Source organism: Streptomyces sp. NPDC033845, from assembly GCF_055576225.1.
In genome coordinates, this window is the sequence record NZ_JBVIRI010000005.1 from 447,600 (window position 1) to 468,812 (window position 21,213).

Below are 21,213 nucleotides of genomic sequence, written 5' to 3' on the forward strand. Positions count from 1 at the left end.
GGGGCAGCCACCCGACACCCCTTCGGGAAGCCACCGGCCCGCGCGGCCGGCCGGACTACTGCCGGCCGCGCTCCGCCCCGAACTCCAGGCCCTCGATCACCCGGGGAGTGGCCACCGCCGGCAGCACCAACCGCCAGATCTCCTCCACCCGCAACGGCAGATCCGCCCGCTTCGTCTCCATATGCGAATGCATCTGCGCCCCGGTGCACGCATTCACCATCACCCGCGCCAACGCCTCCACATCGGCGGACCTCCGCAACTCCCGCCGACGCACCGCCAACCGGAAATCCCCCACCAGCAGATCCGTCCACTGCCGGTGCGAATTCTCCTCACGCGCAATGAAATGATCTTGTTCCATCACCAGCCGCGCCCCCGCGAACAGCAAAGCATCCGTCCGCAACTGATAAGCCCAGGTCAGCGTCACGTCCACGGCATGCTGCAAACCCTCGGACGGCAACGGCGGACTCACCAGATCCGGCTGCGAACGAACGATCTCCCGCGCCAGGGCCTCCTTGGACGGAAAGTGGAAGTACATCGCGCCCAGCGTCATACCGGCCCGCTCAGCGATCCGCGTCACGCTCGCCCCGGCGAACCCCTGCTCACCGAAGACCTCGGCACCCGCCTGGATCAGCGCCGCCCTCGTCCGCAAGGCACGGTCCTGCTTGACGGCCCGCTGCACCATCCCGGTCCCACATTCTTTCGCTCGTTCGACAGGAAAAAATATTTTGCTTATGTTTTGAGCCGGCTTCGATCACGGATCACGATCGCACGGGTCTGATCCTGCTGCACGGCTCTCCGGGGAAGCAGAACCATATGACCAGCACCACCGGCACCCTGGCCGACACCAAGCAGTATGTCGGTAAGAAACACCTCGACGAGGCCCTCGTCGTCGACTGGCACCCCCACGACGCCACCACCCAGACCGTCACCGTCCGGTGGCCGGCCCACCACCCCTTCTACACCCCCCACCCCGCCACCCACAGCCCGCTCCTGCTCACCGAGAGCATCCGACAGGCCCTCGCCGTCCTCTGCCGCACCGCCTACGACATACCCATCGGCCACCGCCTCGGCTGGGAACGCCTCCGCTTCCACACCGACCCCAGCGCACTCCGCACCACCGGCGCCCCCGTCCACGCCGAACTCCGGGTCACCCACTCCACCGTCGACCGCCGCCGCATGGGCTCGGCCCGGCTCACCGCCCACATCGTCGCCACCGTCCGCGGCCGCTACGCCGGCTCCGCCGAACTCGACTACAGCGCCCTGCCCGCCGGCCTCTACAACCGCCTGCGCGGCCGCTACGCCGACCCCCTGCAGGCCACCGCCCTCGCCCCCGCACCCCCCGCACCACTGCCCGCCCACCGCGTCGGCCGCACCGACCCGCACGACGTGGTCCTCTCCCCCACCAGCGCCCCCGACCGCTTCACCCTCCGCGTGGACCCCGCCCACCCGGTCCTCTTCGACCACCCGCACGACCACGTGCCCGGCATGGTCCTCCTCGAAGCGGCCACCCAGGCCGCCCTCGCCACCAGCACGCGCCCGGCCACCATCACCGGGTTCGGCACCGACTTCCACCACTACGTGGAACTCGACGCCCCCTGCGTGCTCACCACCGAGCCGGCACCCCCGGGCCCGGGCCACCTCCACCGCACCCGGGTCACCGCGCACCAACGCGACCGGCTCGCCTTCACCACCCTGGTCACCACCGTCTGACCGACCGGCCCGCACCCACCGGGCCGGGACCTACCGGGCCGAGACCTACCGGACGATGTCCAGATTCGCCATCATCCCCATCGCCGAGTGGTCGATCAGATGGCAGTGGTAGTAGTACCGCCCCGCGTACGGCGTCCGGAACGACACCAGGATCCGCACCGTCTGCCCCGGCATCACCCGCACCGTGTCCTTCAGCCCCGCCTCACCGGCCACCGGCGGCACCCCGTTGACGTCCAGCACCCGGAAGTCCACCAGGTGGATGTGGAAGTTGTGCGGGATCCGCGGATCCAGGTTCCGCACCTCCCAGATCTCCGTGTCCCCCCACCGCACCGTGGTGTCCACCCGGTTCTCGTCCCACACCCGCCCGTTCATCAGACCGGTGCCCGCCGCGTCCATCGACATCTCGAAGGTCCGCGTGTTCACCGGCTCCTCGGTCGCCGGCAGGGTCGCCAGCCGGGCCGGCACCGCACTCCGGTCCCGCACCTTGCGGCCCACGTCGAACCGCATGATCTCCTTCGTGGTGGCGTCCGCCAGCAGCGTGTTCTCCAACACCAGCGAAGTCCCCGCCGCGTACCGCGAGAAGTCCACCACGATGTCCGCCCGCTCCCCGGGCGACAACGGCAGCCGCGCCGTCGTGTACGGCGCCGGCAGCAGCCCCCGGTCCGAGGCCACCTGGGTGAACTCCCCGCCGTCCGACAGCCGCAGGTCCAACGGCCGCAGGTTCGACGCGTTCACCACCCGCAACCGGTACTTCCGCCCCTCCACCCGGAAGAACGGCTGCGGCTTCCCGTTCACCAGGATCTGCCGCCGGGTGAAGAAGTCGTGGTTGAAGAACAGGCTGCCGTCCTCGTTCAGCGCGATGTCCCGGATCACCACCGGCACGTCGTACGCACCCCGCGGCAGCGGCAGCGACTCCTCGTTCCGGTCCGTCAGCTGGTAGACCCCCGCCAGCCCCCGGTAGACGTTCTCCGCCTCCATGTGGTGCGCGTGGTCGTGGTACCAGAGCGTCGCCGCCACCTGCGGGTTCAGATACGTGTACTTGCGCTCCCGCCCCGGCTGCACCAGGTCCATCGGCCCGCCGTCGTTCGCCGGATCCGTCACCGCACCGTGCAGGTGCATGGACGTCCCCGTACCCCCCTGGTTCCGCTGGACGACGACCGTACGCCGCCGCGACCGCGCCCGGATCGTCGGCCCGGGGAAGCTGCCCCCGTAGGTCAGCACCCGGGTGGACAGCCCCGGGAGGATCTCCACCGAGGCCTCCTTCACCGGCAGGGCGTAGTAGTCGGTGGTCCCGCTCACCCACTGCGGCCGCAGCACCCGCGGAACCGGCATCGCCACCTGGAACGGCGCCGCCACCGCGGCCAGCCCGGCCGGCACCGCCGCCGGCTCCGCCACCCCGGCCACCGGTCCCCCGCCGGAACCCCCGGACACCCCGGTGCCGCCGACCGTGCTCCGGTGCACCAGCAGCCCGCCGACGGTGAGGGCGCCGCCGGTGGCCGCTGCGAGCTTGAGCAGCTCACGCCGCGAGGTGGACATGACGGTCTCCTTCGAACGGATGTCTGGGGGCGTTTCACGCTAGGGGCCCCACCGACAGACCGGTGTCCGGTAAACGACAAGAACTGTCAGATCCCCGCCAAGGACTCCCCGCTTCCGCCGGAGCCCCCCGCCCGGAAAACACGAAAAAGGCCCCGGGCAACCACCCGGGACCTTTTACCTGTGTACGAATTCCCTCGGTCGTCAACTTTCTGACCTGGGACGGGGCCCCCTGTCGGATTCGAACCGACGACCTTCCCATTACAAGTGGGGTGCTCTGACCGGACTGAGCTAAGGAGGCGCGACCACACCCACGAACCCTCGCGCGCGAAGCCGCCACCACTGTACACAGCAGCCGATTCCCGAGGCCATCACGTTCCAGCGCGCCCGTAACCGACCACCCACCAGTTCGTTGAACGTACTGGTGTGCCGATCAGAAGATCGACTCGGCCGGGGGAGGGACGATGGCGCGCATCACGGGCGAGGAAGCCCGGAAGACCAAACGCGAGAAGCTCGGGGTGGGCGACCGCGTCAAACACCACGCACGCAAGGCCACCCCGCTGAAGGGCGTGGCCCCCTCGCAGGGGGCGCAGCTGCTCCGAACCTTCGGTGCGTGCCGGTGGGTCTACAACGAGGGTCTGGCGCTCCGGGTGAGGGCCTGGGAGCAGCACCGGGTGTCGTTGGGGTTCGCGGAGTCGGGTTCTTCCGGGGGTTGTCGAAGTATCCGAGGGTGAAGTCGAAGCGTCGGTCGCGGGATTCGGAGCTGTCCGAACCCTTCCTCGCCGCGTAGACGGCGGTGCGCGGTACGGACCGACGGGCCGTCGGCCGTGATGCCTGTGGAGAGTCGGCTGCTCTGCCTCCCGGCGAGCGGTGGAAATCACCGCCCGCCAGGTGCTGACAGATGCGGCACCGGCGGGGTAGCGTCACTCGGAGTTCACTGTGTGGACTAGACCAACACTTCTCCTTCCACTCGGATCGTCCGGCACGTTCCTGCCGGTAGAAGGGACGCCTCACCATGGCTTCTGTGACGTTCGACAAGGCGACGCGGCTGTACCCGGGCGGCGACAAGCCGGCCGTCGACCAGCTTGAGCTGGAGATCGAGGACGGCGAGTTCCTCGTGCTCGTCGGCCCCTCCGGCTGCGGCAAGTCCACCTCGCTCCGGATGCTCGCCGGGCTGGAGGACGTGAACGGCGGCGCCATCCGCATCGGCGACCGCGATGTCACCCACCTGCCGCCCAAGGACCGGGACATCGCGATGGTGTTCCAGAACTACGCGCTGTACCCGCACATGACCGTCGCCGACAACATGGGCTTCGCGCTCAAGATCGCCGGTGAGGACAAGGCCACCATCCGCCGCAAGGTCGAGGACGCGGCGAAGATGCTGGACCTCACCCAGTACCTGGACCGCAAGCCGAAGGCGCTCTCCGGCGGCCAGCGGCAGCGCGTGGCGATGGGCCGTGCCATCGTCCGCAAGCCGCAGGTGTTCCTGATGGACGAGCCGCTGTCCAACCTGGACGCCAAGCTGCGCGTGTCCACCCGCACCCAGATCGCCGCGCTCCAGCGCGACCTGGGGATCACCACCGTGTACGTCACCCACGACCAGGTCGAGGCCATGACCATGGGCGACCGGGTCGCGGTCCTGAAGGACGGTCTGCTCCAGCAGGTCGACACCCCGCGCAACATGTACGACCGGCCGGCGAACCTGTTCGTCGCCGGGTTCATCGGCTCCCCGGCCATGAACCTGGTGGAGGTGCCGATCACCGACGGGGGTGTGAAGTTCGGCGAGAGCGTGGTGCCGGTGTCCCGTGAGGCGCTGTCGGCGGCGGCGGACGCGGGCGACCGCACCGTGACCGTGGGCGTGCGTCCGGAGCACTTCGACATCGGCGAGGAGGGCGGTCTCGCCGTCACGGTGAACGTGGTGGAGGAACTGGGCGCCGACGGTTACGTGTACGGCAGCGCCAAGGTCGGCGAGAGCTCCCAGGACCTGGTGGTCCGGGTGCACGGCCGGCAGGTTCCGGAGAAGGGCTCCGTGCTGCACGTGGTGCCGCGCGGCGGGGAGATCCACGTGTTCTCCACCTCCAGCGGCGCCCGGCTCTCCGGCTGATGGCGGCCGCGGTCGGCGGAGCCGGGCCGAGGCGGCCTTGACTCCGGCTGCGGCCGACCGCGGCAACCCCTGTACCCCTGTCCACGGATGGGGGTACAGGTCGTTCAACTCCGCTGCAGACCAGGCGTTTTCGAATGCCGTGCGTCAACACCCCATTCGAAAAGCCACGTCGAACCATCCCCCGACAGGGTGACTAAATGTCGCCAAATCTTCACCGAGCGCTACTCTCGCCCTCGTGACCCACACTGCCCGCCGTATCGGCCGTTCCCTCGCCCTGGTCCTGCCCGTCGTCCTGGTCCTGTCCGGGACCCTCGCGGTCACCATGGTCCCCTGGGCCGACAACACCCCGTCCCAGATCCTGACCGCCTCCGCCGAGGACGTCTCGCTGCCCGCCAAGCCCCGTACCGCACAGGACGTGCTGCGGGAGAAGCTGCTGAGCGAGCTCCAGCAGGGCCAGAACCCCGGAGTCGTCCTCACGCACCTCCAGCAGGAGGTGAACAAGCGGCCTTCGCTGGCCGACCACTGCGTGGGCATCGCCCGGGCGCTGGGCCGGGCGGCCGTCGACGCGTACGGTCCGACCAAGGCGCAGTCGTACGCGCGGCCGGTCTGCGACACCTCGTACGCGGCCGGGGTCGCCTCCTTCGGCTGAGTCGCCGGGGCGGCTCCCCGGGGGTGCGGCCGGCTGCATAGGCTGCCGTCATGACGGCACCTTCCGACGCCCCGCGCCCTGCCACGAGTGGCGTTTCCCCCGATTCCGACCCGGGCGCCCGCCCGGTGCTCTCCCATTCCGCGGCCGCGTACCCGGCCACGCCCACCCAGGCTGTCGTGCTGGCGGGCGGCCAGGGTTCGCGGCTGCGTCCGTATACGGACGACCGGCCGAAGCCGATGGTGGAGATCCCGGGCACCGGGGTGCCGATCATCGGGCACCAGTTGGCGTGGCTGGCTGCCGAGGGGGTCACCGACGCGGTGGTGTCCTGCGGGCATCTGGCCGAGGTGCTGCAGGAGTGGCTGGCCGGGGCGGAACTCCCGTTGCGGGTGACCACGGTGGTGGAGAAGGAGCCACTGGGGCGTGGTGGTGGGCTGAAGTTCGCGGCGGCGCATCTGCCGCATCCGGAGCGGTCCTGGTACGCGACGAACGGGGACGTCTGGACCCGGTTCTCGCTGCGGGAGATGGCGGCTTTCCATACGGAGCGGGCGGCGACGGCGACGTTGGCGCTGGCTCGGCCGCGGATTCCGTGGGGTGTGGTGGAGACCAACGAGTTCGGGCAGATCCTGGACTTCATCGAGGCGCCGCCGTCGCCTTATCTGATCAACGCCGGTGTGTATGTGTTCTCGGGTGAATTCGCTTCGTTGCTGCCGGACTTGGGCGATCACGAGCGGACCACGTTCCCGCATCTGGCGCGTGAGCGCCGGCTGGCGGGGTTCCCGCTGCCGCAGGGGGCCTACTGGCGGGCGATCGACACGGCGAAGGACCTGACGGAGGCGGCCAAGGAGTTGGCGGCTCAGGGCGGCTCCTGAGGCCTTCGGAGGCGCGGGATGTCCGCACCTCGGTGCGGGACGTCCCGGGACGTATGAAGCCGGGGCCCGGAACGCGTGGTTCGCGTTCCGGGCCCCGGCTTCGTCGCTGCTGTACGGGGATCAGCCGCCGAGGAGGCCGCCGACCAGGCCGGGCTTCTCCGGGGTGGGCTTGTCGCTTCCGGAGCCTCCGGTGGAGCCGGATCCGCCGGTGGAGCCGGAGCTGCCGGAGGAGGAGGGCGGGCGCTGGGTGGCGGACTGCCGGGGGGTCTGGCCGCGGGGGGTCTGGCGGCCGGTGGTGCCGCGGGTCGCGGTCGGGGATCCGGAGCTCTTGTCGGAGCCGGTTCCGGCGGTGGCCTTGGAGGTTGCTCCGGGGGCGGTGCGGGAGGGCTTGGCGGGCTTGGAGGCCTTGGCGGAGGGGGTGGGCTGCTTGGGGGCCTTCCGCTCGGGCTTTCCGCTGCGGGCGGGTTCCTGGGGCAGCGGGGAGCCGGGCAGGTAGTTGCTGGGGGCTTCGCCGGGGCCGGGGACGGTGACCACGGTGCTGGAGCGGACGGCGCCGCCGAGGAGGGAGCCGATGAGGAGGGTGAGTCCGACGACCACGGTGGCCATCATGATGCCGCGGCGCAGGACGCGGCGGCGGAGCTGCCAGATCTCGGAGCGGGGTCCGAGGGTGCGCCAGGCTTCGCCGGCGAGCCGAGCGTCGAGGGAGTAGACGGGGGCGCCGGCGATGACCAGCGGGCTCCAGGCGGCGAGGTAGATGATGTCGGGGGCGTCGTAGGCGGGGACGGTCTTCCAGCTGACGGTCATCAGGAGGGCGGCCGAGAGGAGTGCTCCGAAGCAGGCGGCGAACCGCTGCCAGAGGCCGAAGACGGTCAGGACGCCGACGATGACCTGGAGGAAGGCGACGGTGAGTCCGGCGCCGACGGGGTGGGAGAGGGCGAAGTCGCGGAGCGGTTCGGCCAGCGCCCAGGGGTGCAGGGTGTGCAGCCAGGTGACCATGGAGCCGCGTTCGCCGCCGTCGAAGTAGACGGGGTCGCAGAGTTTGCCCATGCCGGCGTAGATGGAGATGAAGCCGAGGAAGACGCGCAGCGGGAGCAGGACCACGCCGAGGTTCATGCGGCGGTCGGGGTAGTACGAGGAGTGGCCGCCGGGGCGGGGTTCGGTGCGGTCGCGGCGGGATTCGGTGCCGGGGCCGCCGGTGGCCGGGCCGCCTCCGGTCCGGCCGGGGCCGGTGGGGTGGGCGGGTTCGGGGACGGCGGAGAGCTGGCGGGTGTCGCCGGCGTCGGTGCGGCTGCGCTGGCCGATGACCGTGGGGGTCTGGAGGGTGTCCTCGGCGAGGTCCTGGGCCAGGTCGACGCGGGGGATGACCTGGGTGGCTCCGCCGTCGTACTCCTCGTGGCCGCGGCCGGACTCGCGGACGGCCTGGAGGAGTCCGCCCATGGCGGCGCCGGCGTCGCCGCCGGGTCCGGCCTTGCCGCTCCAGACGACGGGGGCGCGGCGGCGGGTCGCTCCGGCGGCGGCCACCGCGGCTCCGCCGAGGGCGGGGACGCGGGCCGGGCCGCCGGGGGCGGAGGCGGGCTTGGGACGCGCGCTCGCGCTCGGTGCGAGCCGCACACGGAAGCTGGCGTGGTTGACGATGACCTGTGCGGGGTCGCACGGCACCTTGACCATGCTCAGCGCGGGCTGGTCGTCGAACGGCGTTCTTGTGTCCACACTCATCTAACCGAGTGATCAATGTTTAGGACACTGCCTTGACAGCAGGGAACTGTCCGAGACCCGTCAAACGCCGTTTTCCGGCCACCTCGCCCGGTGCGGGCGGGGTGGCCGGGCCGGGCACGGGGGCCCGGTGGGGTGGTCAGGCGCGGCGGCGGGCGGCTTCGTAGAGGACGACTCCGGCGGCCACACCGGCGTTGAGGGATTCGGCGCCGCCGGGCATCGGGATGCGGACGAGGTAGTCGCAGGTCTCGCCGACGAGGCGGCCGAGGCCCTTGCCCTCGGAGCCGACGACGATGACGACGGGGCCGCCCAGGGCTTCGAGGTCCTGGACCTCGTGGGTGCCTTCGGCGGCGAGGCCGACGACGGTGATGCCGGCCTTCTTGTAGTCCTGGAGGGCGCGGGTGAGGTTGGTGACGCGGGCGACCGGGGTGCGGGCGGCGGTGCCGGCGGAGGTCTTCCAGGCACCGGCGGTCATACCGGCGGCGCGGCGCTCGGGGATGACCACCCCGTGGCCGCCGAAGGCGGAGACGGAGCGGACGATGGCGCCGAGGTTGCGGGGGTCGGTGACTCCGTCGAGGGCGACGATGAGGGGGTCCTTGCCCTCGTCGTAGGCCTCGGCGGTGAGGTCCTCGGGGTGCGCGTACTCGTAGGGCGGGACCTGGAGGACGAGGCCCTGGTGGTTGAGCCCGTTGGTCATCCGGTCGAGCTCGGGGCGCGGGGCTTCCATCAGGTTGATGTTGCCGCGGGCGCCGGCGAGCTGGAGGGCCTCGCGGACGCGGTCGTCGTTGTCGATGAACTGCTGGACGTAGAGGGTGGTGGCGGGGACGCCGTCGCGGAGGGCCTCGAAGACGGGGTTGCGGCCGACGACCATCTCGCTGGTGCCCTTGGGGCCGCCGCGGCGGGGGGCGGGGCGTCGCTTGGCGGCCTGTCGGGCCATGGCGTTGGAGACCCGGAAGGCCTTGTGGCCCTTGCGGTCCTCGGCCTTGGGGGTGGGGCCCTTGCCTTCCAGGCCCTTGCGCCGCTGCCCGCCGCTGCCGACCGTGGCGCCCTTCTTGTTGGACGTGCGGCGGTTCCTGCGCTGGCTGTTCCCGGCCATGACCTCTACCTGTTTTCGTTGGTGCTGCGATATGTACGTATGAAGAGTGTGCCGCCCGGAGCGCCGGGCGGCCACCAAACCGGGGCTGCCCGGGCTCAGCGGGGGCCGAGCGTCCAGCGGGGGCCGGTGGGGCTGTCCTCGATGACCAGTCCGGACTGCTGGAGCTGGTCGCGGATGGCGTCCGCGGTGGCCCAGTCCTTGCGGGCCCGGGCGGACTCGCGCTGTTCGAGGACGAGCCGGACGAGGGTGTCCACCGCTCCGTGGAGGTCCTCTCCGCGGTCCGCCTCTTCGGCCCAGTGCGGGTCGAGGGGGTCGAGGCCGAGGACTCCGAGCATGGCACGGACTTCGGCGAGACGGGCGATGGCGGCGTCCTTGTCGTCCGCGGCGAGGGCGCTGTTGCCCTGGCGGACGGTGGTGTGGACGACGGCGAGGGCCTGCGGGACTCCGAGGTCGTCGTCCATGGCCTCGGCGAAGGCGGGCGGGACCTCGGTGGCGGGGGGGACGGGGCCGCCGGCCTTCTCGATGACCCGCTGGACGAAGCCCTCGATGCGGGCGAAGGCCGATTCGGCCTCGCGCAGCGCGTCCTCGCTGTATTCGATCATGGAGCGGTAGTGCGGGGTGCCGAGGTAGTAGCGGAGGACGATGGGCCGCCAGTTCCGGACCATCTCGGAGACGAGCACCGAGTTGCCGAGGGACTTGGACATCTTCTCGCCGGACATGGTGACCCAGGCGTTGTGCAGCCAGTAGGCGGCGAACTCGTCGCCGAAGGCCTTGGCCTGGGCGATCTCGTTCTCGTGGTGCGGGAAGATCAGGTCCAGCCCGCCGCCGTGGATGTCGAAGGCGCTGCCCAGGTACTTGTGGGCCATGGCGGAGCACTCCAGGTGCCAGCCGGGGCGGCCGCGGCCCCACGGGGTCTCCCAGTCGGGCTCGCCGGGCTTGGAGGCCTTCCACATGGCGAAGTCGCGGGGGTCCCGCTTGCCGGTGATGCCCTCCTCCGAGGGCTGGAGGAGGTTGTCCAGCTCCTGGTTGGAGAGGCTGAGGTAGTCGGGGAAGGAGCGGACGTCGAAGTAGACGCTGCCGTCCGCCTCGTAGGCGTGGCCGCGCTCGATGAGGCCGCGCATCATCTCGACCATCTCGGTGATGTGGCCGGTGGCGCGGGGCTCGTAGGTGGGCGGGAGGCAGCCGAGCGCGTCGTACCCGGAGTTGAAGGCGCGCTCGTTCTCGTACCCGATCGACCACCACGGGCGGCCCTGGTCCACCGACTTGGTGATGATCTTGTCGTCGATGTCGGTGACGTTCCGGATGAAGGTGACCTCGTATCCGCGGTACTCGAACCAGCGGCGCAGGATGTCGAAGTTCAGGCCGGAGCGGATGTGCCCGATGTGCGGGGCCGCCTGCACGGTGGCGCCGCAGAGGTAGATCGAGACACAGCCCGGCACGAGCGGGGTGAAATCGCGGATCTGCCGGGCGCTGGTGTCGTACAGGCGAATAGTCACGGCATCAAGGGTAGTGGTCCCGGGGCAGTGCCCAGGGACCCCTGTGGATACCCGGTTCGCGCGGTGCCGTACGGGTGGGTCGGCCGGTCCCGTACGGGTGGGTCAGCCGGTGCCGTACGGGTGGGTCAGCCGGTGCCGCCGGGGCTCCGGTAGACGAGTGCGGTGGCGATCGCGGCGAGTCCCTCGGCGCGGCCGGTCAGGCCGAGGCCGTCGGTGGTGGTGCCGGAGACCGAGACGGGGGCGCCCACGGCGGCGGAGAGCGCCTGCTGGGCTTCCGCGCGCCGTTTGCCGATCTTCGGGCGGACTCCGATGACCTGCACGGACACGTTGCCGATCTCGAAGCCCTCGGCGCGGACGATCCGGGCGGCCTCGGCCAGCAGGGTGACCCCGGAGGCTCCGGACCACTCGGGGCGGGAGGTGCCGAAGTGGGCGCCGAGGTCGCCGACCCCGGCGGCGGAGAAGAGGGCGTCGCAGGCCGCGTGGGCGGCGACGTCCCCGTCGGAGTGTCCGGCCAGGCCGGCCTCCTCGCCTTCCCAGAGCAGGCCCGCGCACCAGAGTTCGCGGCCGGCCTCGAAGGCGTGCACGTCGGTGCCGATCCCGACCAGCGGCAGCAGCGGGGCTGCGGGGACCTGGGGGGGCTGGGGGGTGTGCTCAGTACGCATCGGTGGCCCTCCGGCGGGCGAGTACGGCCTCGGCGAGGACCAGGTCGAGCGGGCGGGTCACCTTGAAGGCCTCTTCGTGGCCGGGGACCAGGACGACGGGGACGCCGAGCTGTTCCACCATGCCGGCGTCGTCGGTGGCGCCCTCGCCGGCGACGGCCACGGCCTCGTGCGCCTTGAGCAGGGTGGCCAGGTCGAAGCCCTGCGGGGTCTGTACGGCGCGCAGCCGGGCCCGTGCGGGGGTGGCGACGACCGGCTCGGGCTCGCCCGGCGGGCCGGGCTCGACCTCCTTGACGGTGTCGGCGAGCGGCATGGCCGGGACCACGGCGGGGGCCCCGTCGCGGATGGCCTCGACCACCGCGTCCACGGTGTCGACCGGGACCAGCGGGCGGGCCGCGTCGTGGATGAGTACGGAGCCGATGCCGGCCGGGAGGGCGTCGAGGCCGGCCCGGACGGATTCCTGCCGGGTGTCGCCGCCGGGGACCACCAGGAGCTCGGTGCGTTCCGGCAGGGCGTGCTCGTCGAGGAGGCGGCGGACCTCGGGGGCGCCGTCCGGCGGGGCGACGACCACGACCAGACAGACGGCGCGGGAGCGGGCCATCGCGCGGACCGCGTGGACCAGCATGGGGATGCCGCCGAGGGAGCGGAGCGCCTTGGGGGCGCCCGGTCCGAGCCGGACCCCTCGGCCGGCGGCCGGGATCACCGCGGCGGTGCGGTGGGTGGGGCTGGCGGGGCGCTCGGGGCGCGTTTCCTCGTACATCTGCTCGCTCCGGTCGGCTCCGGGAAACGGCCAGGTTTGTGACCGCGGCCGGCGTGGGTATGGCCTGAAGGGTGCCGGGTGCGATGCCCCTCGCCCCTTCCGTGACGACCGGTCGAGGCGGCTGCCCGGGCCCGGCACGCCAAAGGGTACGAGGTCTTGATGCAGACATGCCGCAGCGCCCGGCAACAGGCCTCTCATCGATAAATGAGAGGCACGGTCATCGGGCACCGCGGCACACTGTGTGAGACGTCGATCCGTCGCGTCAGGACGCGAGGACCTCGTCGAGGAGGGCTTCCGCCTTGTCCTCATTGGTGTTCTCGGCGAGCGCGAGCTCGCTCACCAGGATCTGCCGCGCCTTCGCGAGCATGCGCTTCTCACCTGCGGACAGTCCGCGCTCGCGCTCACGACGCCACAGGTCACGCACCACTTCGGCGACCTTGATGACATCGCCAGAAGCGAGCTTCTCCAGATTCGCCTTGTAGCGGCGAGACCAGTTCGTCGGCTCTTCGGCATACGGTGCGCGGAGCACCTCGAAGACCCGGTCGAGCCCGTCCTGGCCGACCACATCGCGAACACCGACGAACTCCGCATTGTCCGCAGGCACACGAACCGTCAGGTCGCCCTGGGCGACCTTGAGCACCAAGTAGGTCTTGTCCACGCCTTTGATCTGGCGAGTTTCGATGGCCTCGATCAGCGCGGCCCCGTGATGGGGATAGACCACGGTGTCGCCAACCTTGAACGTCATGTGACAGGTACCCCTTCCGTGGCTATCCAGGGTAACACGAGAACGGACCGTTATGAATGGCGTTTTCGCAGGTCAGGGCCTATCTCGGGGCTTGACAACAGCGGCGGGAACGTGCTGCGGAGAGCTTCCCGGAGGGGGTATCCGCAGGTCGGAGGCGCTGTGGGGACAGGCAGAAACGACCACGTTACACCTGGCGGGTGACCCGCAGGACGTGATGTACGTCCCGTTTTGCCGGTTTCCGGACCGGGAAACCGAACTACTCCGTTCGACTGGCCGGCCGCTCCGTCGAGCGGGTTCCGGCCCAATCTCGAATTGATCACCGCGGAATCCGAAAATTGATCACGGATATCCCCCGACGGTGGATCAAGAGACGGATCACGGGGTGGATCGGGGTGGATCACGAGACGGATCACGGGGTGGATCACGTGACGGATCACCGGGTCGATCAAGGGCCGGATCGCGGGCCTCGGAAAAGACCGGTGCCGGGGCCGGGGGCCCGCGCCGGAGGGTCGGGTGCGGGGGCGGGGCGGCGGCTCGGTAACCTAAGCGCGCTGACACACCCTTAGGGCGGCTTCACCTCGGTCGCCCGACACCCTCCGTCCGTACGTCCAAGGAGTTGCCGCCGCCGTGAGCCGCAGCCTTCGACGCGGCGTCCTCGCCGCCGCCGCCCTCGTACTCTCGACCGGAGCCCTCGCCGCCTGCGCCGCGGGCAACGACGCGGAGACGCTCCAGATCAAGCCGGACAACGCCGCGGTCACCAAGGGCGACATCCAGGTCCAGAACGCCCTGGTGATCACCCAGGGCGAGCAGGGCAGGAAGGGCCCGGCCGCGGTCTCCGCGACGGTCTTCAACAACGGGGACGAGCCGCAGACCCTGGACGGCATCACCATGCCGGGCAACACGGTCACCCTGAAGGGTGCCGGCGGCTCCTCCAAGATCGTCATCGCGCCGGGCGGCTCGGTGATCATCGGCGGCGAGGGCAACGCCAGCGCCGTCGTCGAGGGCGGCCAGGAGGCCGTCGAGGACGGCAACGCCCAGAAGGTCGTCTTCCAGCTCAGCGAGGCCGGCGACGTGGCCCTGGAGGCCTTCGTGGTCCCCGCCACCGGCTACTACGAGCGCTTCGGCCCGACCGCGGCCGCCGAGCCCGTCAAGCCGAGCGCCTCCGGGTCCCCCTCGGGCAGCCCGTCCGGGTCCCCCTCGGGCTCCCCCTCGGGCAGCCCGGAGGCCGGCACCCCGGCCTCCCCGTCCGCCTCCACCGGGACCTCCCCGTCGGGTTCGCCGTCGCACAGCGCCGGTCACTGACACCGTCATACGAGTGGGCCCCCGACCGCATGGCGGTCGGGGGCCCACTCGTATGCGCGGCGGTCTACGGCTCGAACTTGTAGCCCAGGCCGCGGACCGTCACCAGGTACCGGGGCGCGCCCGGGTCCGGCTCGATCTTGGCCCGGAGCCGCTTGACGTGGACGTCGAGGGTCTTGGTGTCGCCCACGTAGTCGGCGCCCCACACCCGGTCGATCAGCTGCATCCGGGTGAGCACCCGGCCCGCGTTGCGGAGCAGCATCTCCAGCAGGTCGAACTCCTTCAGCGGGAGGTCGACCTTCGCACCTGCGACGGTGACCACGTGCCGGTCCACGTCCATACGGACCGGTCCGGCCTCCAGGGCCGCCGGAGTGACCTCCTCCGGTTCGCCCCGGCGGCGCAGCACCGCGCGGATGCGGGCCACCAGCTCGCGGGAGGAGAAGGGCTTGGTGACGTAGTCGTCGGCTCCTATCTCCAGCCCGACGACCTTGTCGATCTCGCTGTCCTTGGCGGTCACCATGATCACGGGGACGTTGGAGCGGCCGCGCAGCTGGCGGCACACCTCGGTGCCGGGCAGCCCGGGGAGCATCAGGTCGAGCAGGACGAGGTCGGCGCCGTTGCGCTCGAACTCGTCGAGCCCGTCGGGGCCGGTCGCCGCGATGGCGACCTCGAAGCCCTCCTTGCGGAGCATGTAGGACAGGGCGTCGCTGAAGGATTCCTCATCCTCGACGACGAGCACTCGGGTCACGGAAGGACCTCCGGGGCAGGGGTGGCGGCTGGTTCTCGGTCGGGCACGGTCCGGCTGGTGGCGGCCTCCGGAAGTCTCAAGGTGAACGTGGAGCCCTGGCCCTCGGAGCTCCACACGGTGACCTCCCCGCCGTGCGAGGCGGCCACGTGTTTGACGATGGCGAGGCCGAGTCCGGTGCCGCCCGTGGCGCGGGAACGGGCCGGGTCGACGCGGTAGAACCGCTCGAAGATGCGTTCTCGGTCCTTCTCGGGGATGCCGATGCCCTGATCGGTCACGGCGACCTCGATGTAGTCACCGCCGGGTGCCGAGACCCGGCGCCCGGCTATCCCGACCCTGGTCCGGGCCGGGCTGTAGTTCACCGCATTCTCCACCAGATTGCCCAGGGCGGCCGCGAGCTGTCCGCGGTGCCCCCAGACCCTCAGGTCGGCGGTGCCGCCCGAGGCCATGGTGATCTGCTTGCTGGAGGCGGTGTGCCGGCAGCGGTCGATGGCTTCGGCCACCAGGGTGTCGACCCGGACCGGCTCGGCGTCCTCCAGCGGGTCGTCGTTCTGCACCCGGGAGAGGTCGATGAGCTCCTGGACCAGGTTGGTGAGGCGGGTGGCCTCGATCTGCATCCGGCCGGCGAAGCGGGTGACGGCCTCGGGGTCGTCGGAGGCGTCCATGACCGCCTCCGAGAGCAGCGAGAGCGCTCCCACCGGGGTCTTGAGCTCGTGCGAGACGTTCGCGACGAAGTCCCGGCGGACCGCCTCGATGCGGCGGGCCTCGGTGAGGTCCTCGACCAGCAGCAGCACGAGCCGGGATCCGAGGGGGGCGACCCGGGCGGAGACCGCGAGGGCCTCGCCGCGGCCGGTGCCCCGGCGCGGCAGGTCCAGTTCCACCTGCCGTATCTCCCCGTCCCGGCGGGTGTCCCGGGCCATGTGCAGCATCGGTTCCACCGCCAGCTTCCCGCCGCGGACCAGCCCCAGGGCGTACGCCGCCGAGCTGGCCTTGACCACCGCGTCGCCCTCGTCGAGGACCACGGCGGAGGAGCGGAGCACCGACAGGACGGTGTCCACGCCGGGCGGCAGCACGGCATTGATGTCGGGGCGCATGGAGCTCCGGGTGGGGCGGGCCTGGTCGCGCTCGCTCCAGCGGAACGCCAGCATCGCGATCACACCGGTGCACAACCCGGCGATCGCTGCAGCTGCGGCGACCGCCGCGTTCACGTCCATGCATCCAGGTTAAGCAGGCACGACGACACTTCCACAGCCGTTCGGGTGGCACCTCGAACACTCGTCGCCCAGAGTTCACCGTGACGACGGGGTTGATTCACTTGTGGTGCCGGAGTCCGTCGCGTCCGGGGCGCACCGTGAGAGCGTGGGGGCCGGAACCGAACGGATCCCCCCGGCCCTCTGGCATCAGGTAGGAAGGGAACACCCATGCGGGACGCGTACCACGAGGAACTGGACTCGATCGGGGAAGGCCTGGTCGAGATGGCCCGGCTGGTCGGTTCCGCGATCGGGCGGGCCACCACCGCCATGCTCGACGCCGATCTGAAGCTGGCCGAGAGCGTGATCGCGGCGGACCAGAAGGTCGACGACCTGCAGCACGACCTGGAGGCCCGGGCGATCGCGCTGCTGGCGCGCCAGCAGCCGGTGGCCACCGACCTGCGGATCGTCGTCACCTCGCTCCGGATGAGTGCCGACCTGGAGCGTTCCGGTGACCTGGCCCAGCACGTGGCCAAGCTGGCCCGGCTGCGCTTCCCCGACACGGCGGTGCCCCGGGACCTGCACGCGACCATTCTGGAGATGGGGCAGCTGGCGCAGCGCCTGATGGCGAAGGCGGCCGAGGTGATCATCACCAAGGACGTGGACCTCGCGCTCCAGCTGGAGCAGGACGACGACGAGATGGACCAGCTGCACCGCACGCTGTTCCAGCACCTGATGGACGACCGCTGGAAGCACGGCATCGAGACCGCGGTGGACGTGACCCTGCTGGGCCGCTACTACGAGCGGTTCGCCGACCACGCGGTGTCGGTGGCCAAGCGGGTGGTCTATCTGGTGACCGGCGAGCACGCGGACGAGCTCCAGGCGCCGACGGTGGTCGAGGGGGCCTGAACCGGGCGCCCGGGCGGGCCGGTTCTGCCTCGATGCGCCGTTGACGCGCCGCCTTCGGTGGGCATGAATGAGTCGATAGGCACGTACGCCCGCGAGGAGGAACCATGCCCGATTCCCCCGTTCCCATCACCCCGGAGCAGGAGCAGCAGCCGGCGGCGCAGAGCGAGCTGCTGCGGCTTCCCCTGCTGGCCGCCTGCGGGTGCGGCTCGGGCTGCGGCTGCGGCTGTCAGTCCGGCGCGCCGTGCCAGTGCGGCGGCTGAGGCCGCCTCCGGCAGCGCGAAGGGCCCCGACCGTCCCCGGTCGGGGCCCTTCGCACGCGTACGCCCCGCGGCGGCTCAGTGGCGCCCGGCGGGCGGCGGCGGAGACCAGCGGGCGGGCGGCTCCTGGCCCTCGCCGCTGAGACAGCGGGCCGGGAAGCGCCGATGCCACCAGGCCCCGGCCCGCCCGGCGTCCGGGCCGGCGCCGCGCCCGGGGTCCGGCTCGGCGCCTCGGTCGGGGTCCGGTCCCGGGTCCGGTCCCGGGTTCGGTCCCGGGTTCGGTCCCGGGTTCGGTCCCGGGTTCGGGTCGGCGCCGTGTTCGGCGTCCGGGTCGGGGTCCGGGTGCATGGGGAGGGTGGCGGCGAGGAAACGCCGGTCCCAGCGGTCGAGTTCCGGCTGCCGCAGACGCCGCAGACGCTCGCCGAGCAGCGGCCAGGCCCTGTCCAGCCAGTCCCGGCAGACGAGTTCGCCGTGGTACTCCCAGGCGAAGGCCGGGTCGAAGCCGGCCTCGACGTCCACGACCACCAGCCGCCAGCGGGCCAGCGCCTCGTCCAGGCCGCGGAACCCGGGCCCGGCCGCCTCGGCGGCCGCCCGCAGACGGCCGAGGTCCTCGGCCGTCAGCCGATCGTCCGTCACACGGTCGTCCGTCACACGGTCGTCCGTCACGCGGTCGTCCGTCACCCCGTCGCCGGCCACCCGTCCGTCAGCCGTGGAGTTCGAGCACACCGACCGTCTGACCGCCGCTGGTCTCCCCGGTGGGGCGGAACCCCAGCTTCAGATAGAACTCCTCGGGGCTGTGCTCCCCCGGCTCCCAGGTGGTGAACAGCCGCGTCCCGCCCCGACGCCGGATCTCCGCGGCCACCGCCTCCACCGCGAACCGGCCGTATCCGCGCCCCTGCTCCCCGGCCCCGATGTTCAGCCGCCAGAGCCCGCTGCGCCGGTCCTCGGGGTCCTTCTCCGGGTTCCACTGGATGTCCAGAAAGGCCATCAGGAACCCGACGAGCCGCTCCCCGTCGTAGACGAACCGCGGCCAGGCGGTCTCGCCCCACGCGTACGCCTCGGCCAGCGAGTGCGCGACCGGCTCGACGTTCTTCTCCTGCTCGGGCCGTATCCGGAGCGCGATCCCGGCCTCGACGTTCGCGGGGGTGATCTTCTCAAGGCGCAGTTCCATCCGCGCACGGTAACAACCCGGACCGCCCGTGCCCACGGAATATCCACGCCCGGGACGGGAACCGCGACGGCCGCCCCGACGCGCTCGCGACACGCGCTCCCGACACGCCCGGGCCCCGCACGGGGCATCCCTTCGGGTGGCGGCCATTTCGCGTAGGACACCCGACAGGCCGGTCCGTTCATCACACCGGTTTCGTCGAACACGGGAGTGAACGCGAACTCCGAGACGATTGCGAAATGTCCGTTTTGCGTAGAAAAGTCGCAATTGGATCCCCTGGGGGATCCCGAGTCGGCAAGGAGCGGTGCAGATGAATGCTCGTCGTCAGGCGAGAGCGCGCGCTGGGGGCGCATGGCTGGTGTGCGGAGCACTGGCATCACTGACCCTCGGGGCGGCGACCGCCCCGGCAGCGGCGGCTTCGGCCGCCCGGCACCAGGTGAAGGCCGCACCGCAGCAGGGCGCCGCGTTCCACCGCGAACCCTGTGGCAAGGACGACCCGCGGACGGCGGCGGGCGGTGGCGGCGAGAAGCACTGCGACGAGGGCACCCCCGGGCCGCGCGGCCCGAAGGGCGACACCGGACCGACCGGTCCCACCGGTCCGACGGGTCCGACCGGCCCCACCGGACCGACGGGTCCCACTGGTCCCACGGGCCCGACCGGTCCTACCGGCCCCACCGGACCGACCGGCCCGCAGGGACCCAAGGGCCACCCGGGCAAGAAGGGTGACACCGGTCCCACCGGCCCGCAGGGTCCCAAGGGGCACCCCGGCAAGCAGGGCGACACCGGACCCACCGGCCCGCAGGGCCCCAAGGGTGACACCGGAGTCCAGGGCCCCAAGGGCGACACGGGTTCCCAGGGACCAAAGGGAGACACCGGACCGCAGGGCCTCAAGGGAGACACCGGCTCCCAGGGACCCAAGGGAGACACCGGGGTTCAGGGCCCGAAGGGCGACACGGGCATCCAGGGCCCCAAGGGCGACACCGGCAACATCGGTCCCGCCGGCCCGGCCGGCCCCAAGGGCGACACCGGCTCCCAGGGTGCGAAGGGCGACCCCGGAGCCCAGGGCCAGAAGGGCGACACCGGCAACCAGGGGGCGGCCGGCCCGGCGGGCCCGGCCGGTATCGGCGGCCCGCCCGGACCGGGCGGCCCCGCGGGTCCCGCGGGCACGGCCGGCATCGGCGGCCCGCCCGGACCCGCCGGCCCGGCGGGCCCCGCGGGACCGGCAGGCCCCCAGGGCCCGGCCGGAAGCTCCGGACACGGCAAGCCCGGCCCCCAGGGTCCGGCAGGCCCGGCGGGTCCCGCCGGACCCAAGGGTGACAAGGGCGAGAAGGGTCCGAAGGGCCCGCGCGGCCCGCAGGGCAAGCCGGCCCACGGCTCCCACTCCGAACTGGAGGTCCGCCGGGTCGTCAACGTCAGCGCCCCGGTGCTCCCGGGTTCGACGGTGACCATCGAAGCGGTCTGCCCCCGCGGCTACTTCGTCACCGGCGGCGGGGCGACGCTCCGCAGCCCCGACCTGAACCTGCTGTGGGACAACTCCGGCGACGCCCAGAACTGGATCGCCTCGGTCACCAACACCCTGCCCGCCGGAACCACCGACCCCACGGCCGGCACCTGGGTCGCGGAGATCCACGCCCTCTGCGCCCGGCTCGACCACAAGAAGCCCGCCCACGCCGGACCCCACGCCGCGCGTTCCTGAGCACCCCGTCCCCACGAACGCCACGCACCGCACGCACACCACGAACCAGGAGTGAGAGTTGAGCATCCACCGCACCTCGGGACACCGCGCCGCCCGGCTGCGCCGCCCGGCCGCCATCGCCTCGGGTCTGACCGCCTCGCTGGCCTTCGCCCTGACCGGCCTCGCCACCCCGGCCTCCGCCGCCACGGCCTCCGGCGCCCCCGCGCCCGTAGTGGCCCTCGACCCGCCGCACCAGACCAAGGGCGGCTGTGACGACGACCGCCGGTCCGCGCCCCGCGGCGGCTCCGACGGCTGCCACGACAAGTCCCGCGGCATCAGCTACGAGCTGCAGTCCCGCACCATCGAGACCACGTTCACCGCGCTGCCCGGCGTCCCGCACAACGGCAGCCTCGCCTGCGACCCGGGCTGGCTGATCGACAGCGGCGGTGTGGACCTCGGCACCGTCGCTCCGCTGCTGGTCCTGCAGAAGTCCATCAAGGGCGTCAGCGAGTCCTGGGAGACCACGGTGCTCAACAACGACACCGTCTCGCGCACCTACGACGTGGCCATCGTCTGCAGCCGGCTGGTCGCCATCCAGTACTGACCCCGGGCCCCGGCCCCACGCGAAGGCCCCCC

Annotated in this window: 22 protein-coding genes and 1 tRNA gene; 10 read left to right on the plus strand and 13 right to left on the minus strand. The window is 71.7% G+C overall.

Annotation, left to right across the window (positions count from 1 at the left end; translation table 11 throughout):
* Nucleotides 1–55 precede the first annotated feature (55 nt).
* Nucleotides 56–682, minus strand: coding sequence for a ScbR family autoregulator-binding transcription factor (locus ACZ50K_RS14330; RefSeq protein ID WP_468902163.1), 627 nt, complete (start codon nt 680–682; stop codon nt 56–58).
* Nucleotides 683–813: 131 nt separating this feature from the next.
* Between ACZ50K_RS14330 and ACZ50K_RS14335 the strand changes: the two genes are divergently transcribed.
* On the plus strand, nt 814–1,710 hold the full coding sequence (locus tag ACZ50K_RS14335; RefSeq protein WP_468902166.1) for a ScbA/BarX family gamma-butyrolactone biosynthesis protein: 897 nt from the start codon (nt 814–816) through the stop codon (nt 1,708–1,710).
* Nucleotides 1,711–1,755: 45 nt separating this feature from the next.
* Here the strand turns inward: ACZ50K_RS14335 and ACZ50K_RS14340 are convergent, their stop codons facing one another.
* Together ACZ50K_RS14340 and ACZ50K_RS14345 are read right to left on the minus strand one after the other, a co-directional pair.
* Nucleotides 1,756–3,246, minus strand: a complete 1,491-nt coding sequence (locus tag ACZ50K_RS14340) for a multicopper oxidase family protein (RefSeq protein ID WP_468902169.1) — start codon at nt 3,244–3,246, stop codon at nt 1,756–1,758.
* Between the two features lie 223 nt (nt 3,247–3,469).
* Nucleotides 3,470–3,544, minus strand: a tRNA-Thr gene (locus ACZ50K_RS14345).
* Between the two features lie 163 nt (nt 3,545–3,707).
* Between ACZ50K_RS14345 and ACZ50K_RS14350 the strand changes: the two genes are divergently transcribed.
* From ACZ50K_RS14350 to ACZ50K_RS14365, 4 genes are all read left to right on the plus strand, one after another.
* On the plus strand, nt 3,708–3,977 hold the full coding sequence (locus tag ACZ50K_RS14350; RefSeq protein ID WP_468902172.1) for a helix-turn-helix domain-containing protein: 270 nt from the start codon (nt 3,708–3,710) through the stop codon (nt 3,975–3,977).
* A 281-nt stretch (nt 3,978–4,258) separates the two neighbouring features.
* The gene (locus ACZ50K_RS14355; protein WP_468902175.1) at nt 4,259–5,347 is read left to right on the plus strand and encodes an ABC transporter ATP-binding protein; all 1,089 of its coding nucleotides are present in this window, start codon (nt 4,259–4,261) and stop codon (nt 5,345–5,347) included.
* 235 nt (nt 5,348–5,582) lie between these two features.
* Entirely contained in the window at nt 5,583–5,996 is a 414-nt protein-coding gene (locus tag ACZ50K_RS14360) for a hypothetical protein (protein WP_468902178.1), read from the plus strand.
* Between the two features lie 50 nt (nt 5,997–6,046).
* Nucleotides 6,047–6,865 carry a nucleotidyltransferase family protein gene (locus ACZ50K_RS14365; protein WP_468902180.1) on the plus strand — a complete coding sequence of 273 codons (819 nt, stop codon included), beginning with the start codon at nt 6,047–6,049 and terminating at the stop codon, nt 6,863–6,865.
* A gap of 120 nt (nt 6,866–6,985) precedes the next feature.
* Here the strand turns inward: ACZ50K_RS14365 and ACZ50K_RS14370 are convergent, their stop codons facing one another.
* From ACZ50K_RS14370 to ACZ50K_RS14395, 6 genes are all read right to left on the minus strand, one after another.
* On the minus strand, nt 6,986–8,581 hold the full coding sequence (locus ACZ50K_RS14370; RefSeq protein WP_468902182.1) for a DoxX family protein: 1,596 nt from the start codon (nt 8,579–8,581) through the stop codon (nt 6,986–6,988).
* Between the two features lie 136 nt (nt 8,582–8,717).
* On the minus strand, nt 8,718–9,674 hold the full coding sequence (gene rlmB, locus ACZ50K_RS14375) for a 23S rRNA (guanosine(2251)-2'-O)-methyltransferase RlmB (protein ID WP_468902185.1): 957 nt from the start codon (nt 9,672–9,674) through the stop codon (nt 8,718–8,720).
* Nucleotides 9,675–9,769: 95 nt separating this feature from the next.
* Nucleotides 9,770–11,170 (minus strand): cysteine--tRNA ligase, encoded by a 1,401-nt coding sequence (gene cysS, locus ACZ50K_RS14380; protein WP_468902188.1) that lies wholly within the window; start codon nt 11,168–11,170, stop codon nt 9,770–9,772.
* 125 nt (nt 11,171–11,295) lie between these two features.
* On the minus strand, nt 11,296–11,832 hold the full coding sequence (gene ispF, locus ACZ50K_RS14385) for a 2-C-methyl-D-erythritol 2,4-cyclodiphosphate synthase (RefSeq protein ID WP_468902191.1): 537 nt from the start codon (nt 11,830–11,832) through the stop codon (nt 11,296–11,298).
* Complete coding sequence (ispD, locus tag ACZ50K_RS14390) at nt 11,822–12,589, minus strand: 2-C-methyl-D-erythritol 4-phosphate cytidylyltransferase (protein WP_468902194.1); 768 nt, start codon at nt 12,587–12,589, stop codon at nt 11,822–11,824. Before ispD ends, ispF begins: the two co-directional genes overlap by 11 nt.
* Before the next feature lie 262 nt (nt 12,590–12,851).
* Entirely contained in the window at nt 12,852–13,334 is a 483-nt protein-coding gene (locus ACZ50K_RS14395) for a CarD family transcriptional regulator (RefSeq protein ID WP_003953493.1), read from the minus strand.
* Nucleotides 13,335–13,961: 627 nt separating this feature from the next.
* On the opposite strand from ACZ50K_RS14395, the gene ACZ50K_RS14400 reads away from it, so the two are divergent.
* Nucleotides 13,962–14,636 (plus strand): copper chaperone PCu(A)C domain-containing protein, encoded by a 675-nt coding sequence (locus ACZ50K_RS14400; protein ID WP_468902197.1) that lies wholly within the window; start codon nt 13,962–13,964, stop codon nt 14,634–14,636.
* A gap of 64 nt (nt 14,637–14,700) precedes the next feature.
* On the opposite strand, the gene phoP is transcribed toward ACZ50K_RS14400, so the two are convergent.
* Both phoP and phoR read right to left on the minus strand, forming a co-directional pair.
* A complete protein-coding gene (gene phoP, locus ACZ50K_RS14405; protein ID WP_466527820.1) occupies nt 14,701–15,372 on the minus strand; it encodes a two-component system response regulator PhoP in 672 nt (223 codons plus the stop codon).
* A 5-nt stretch (nt 15,373–15,377) separates the two neighbouring features.
* Complete coding sequence (phoR, locus tag ACZ50K_RS14410; RefSeq protein WP_468902200.1) at nt 15,378–16,592, minus strand: two-component system sensor histidine kinase PhoR; 1,215 nt, start codon at nt 16,590–16,592, stop codon at nt 15,378–15,380.
* A 207-nt stretch (nt 16,593–16,799) separates the two neighbouring features.
* Between phoR and phoU the strand changes: the two genes are divergently transcribed.
* Nucleotides 16,800–17,477 carry a phosphate signaling complex protein PhoU gene (gene phoU / locus ACZ50K_RS14415; protein WP_468902203.1) on the plus strand — a complete coding sequence of 226 codons (678 nt, stop codon included), beginning with the start codon at nt 16,800–16,802 and terminating at the stop codon, nt 17,475–17,477.
* A 104-nt stretch (nt 17,478–17,581) separates the two neighbouring features.
* Nucleotides 17,582–17,737, plus strand: a complete 156-nt coding sequence (locus tag ACZ50K_RS14420; RefSeq protein ID WP_468902206.1) for a hypothetical protein — start codon at nt 17,582–17,584, stop codon at nt 17,735–17,737.
* Between the two features lie 75 nt (nt 17,738–17,812).
* On the opposite strand, the gene ACZ50K_RS14425 is transcribed toward ACZ50K_RS14420, so the two are convergent.
* Both ACZ50K_RS14425 and ACZ50K_RS14430 read right to left on the minus strand, forming a co-directional pair.
* A complete protein-coding gene (locus tag ACZ50K_RS14425; protein ID WP_468902209.1) occupies nt 17,813–18,400 on the minus strand; it encodes a hypothetical protein in 588 nt (195 codons plus the stop codon).
* A gap of 37 nt (nt 18,401–18,437) precedes the next feature.
* Entirely contained in the window at nt 18,438–18,905 is a 468-nt protein-coding gene (locus tag ACZ50K_RS14430; protein WP_468902211.1) for a GNAT family N-acetyltransferase, read from the minus strand.
* Nucleotides 18,906–19,212: 307 nt separating this feature from the next.
* Between ACZ50K_RS14430 and ACZ50K_RS14435 the strand changes: the two genes are divergently transcribed.
* A complete protein-coding gene (locus ACZ50K_RS14435; RefSeq protein WP_468902213.1) occupies nt 19,213–20,598 on the plus strand; it encodes a collagen-like domain-containing protein in 1,386 nt (461 codons plus the stop codon).
* A 58-nt stretch (nt 20,599–20,656) separates the two neighbouring features.
* Nucleotides 20,657–21,181 (plus strand): hypothetical protein, encoded by a 525-nt coding sequence (locus ACZ50K_RS14440; RefSeq protein WP_468902216.1) that lies wholly within the window; start codon nt 20,657–20,659, stop codon nt 21,179–21,181.
* Nucleotides 21,182–21,213: the final 32 nt, after the last annotated feature.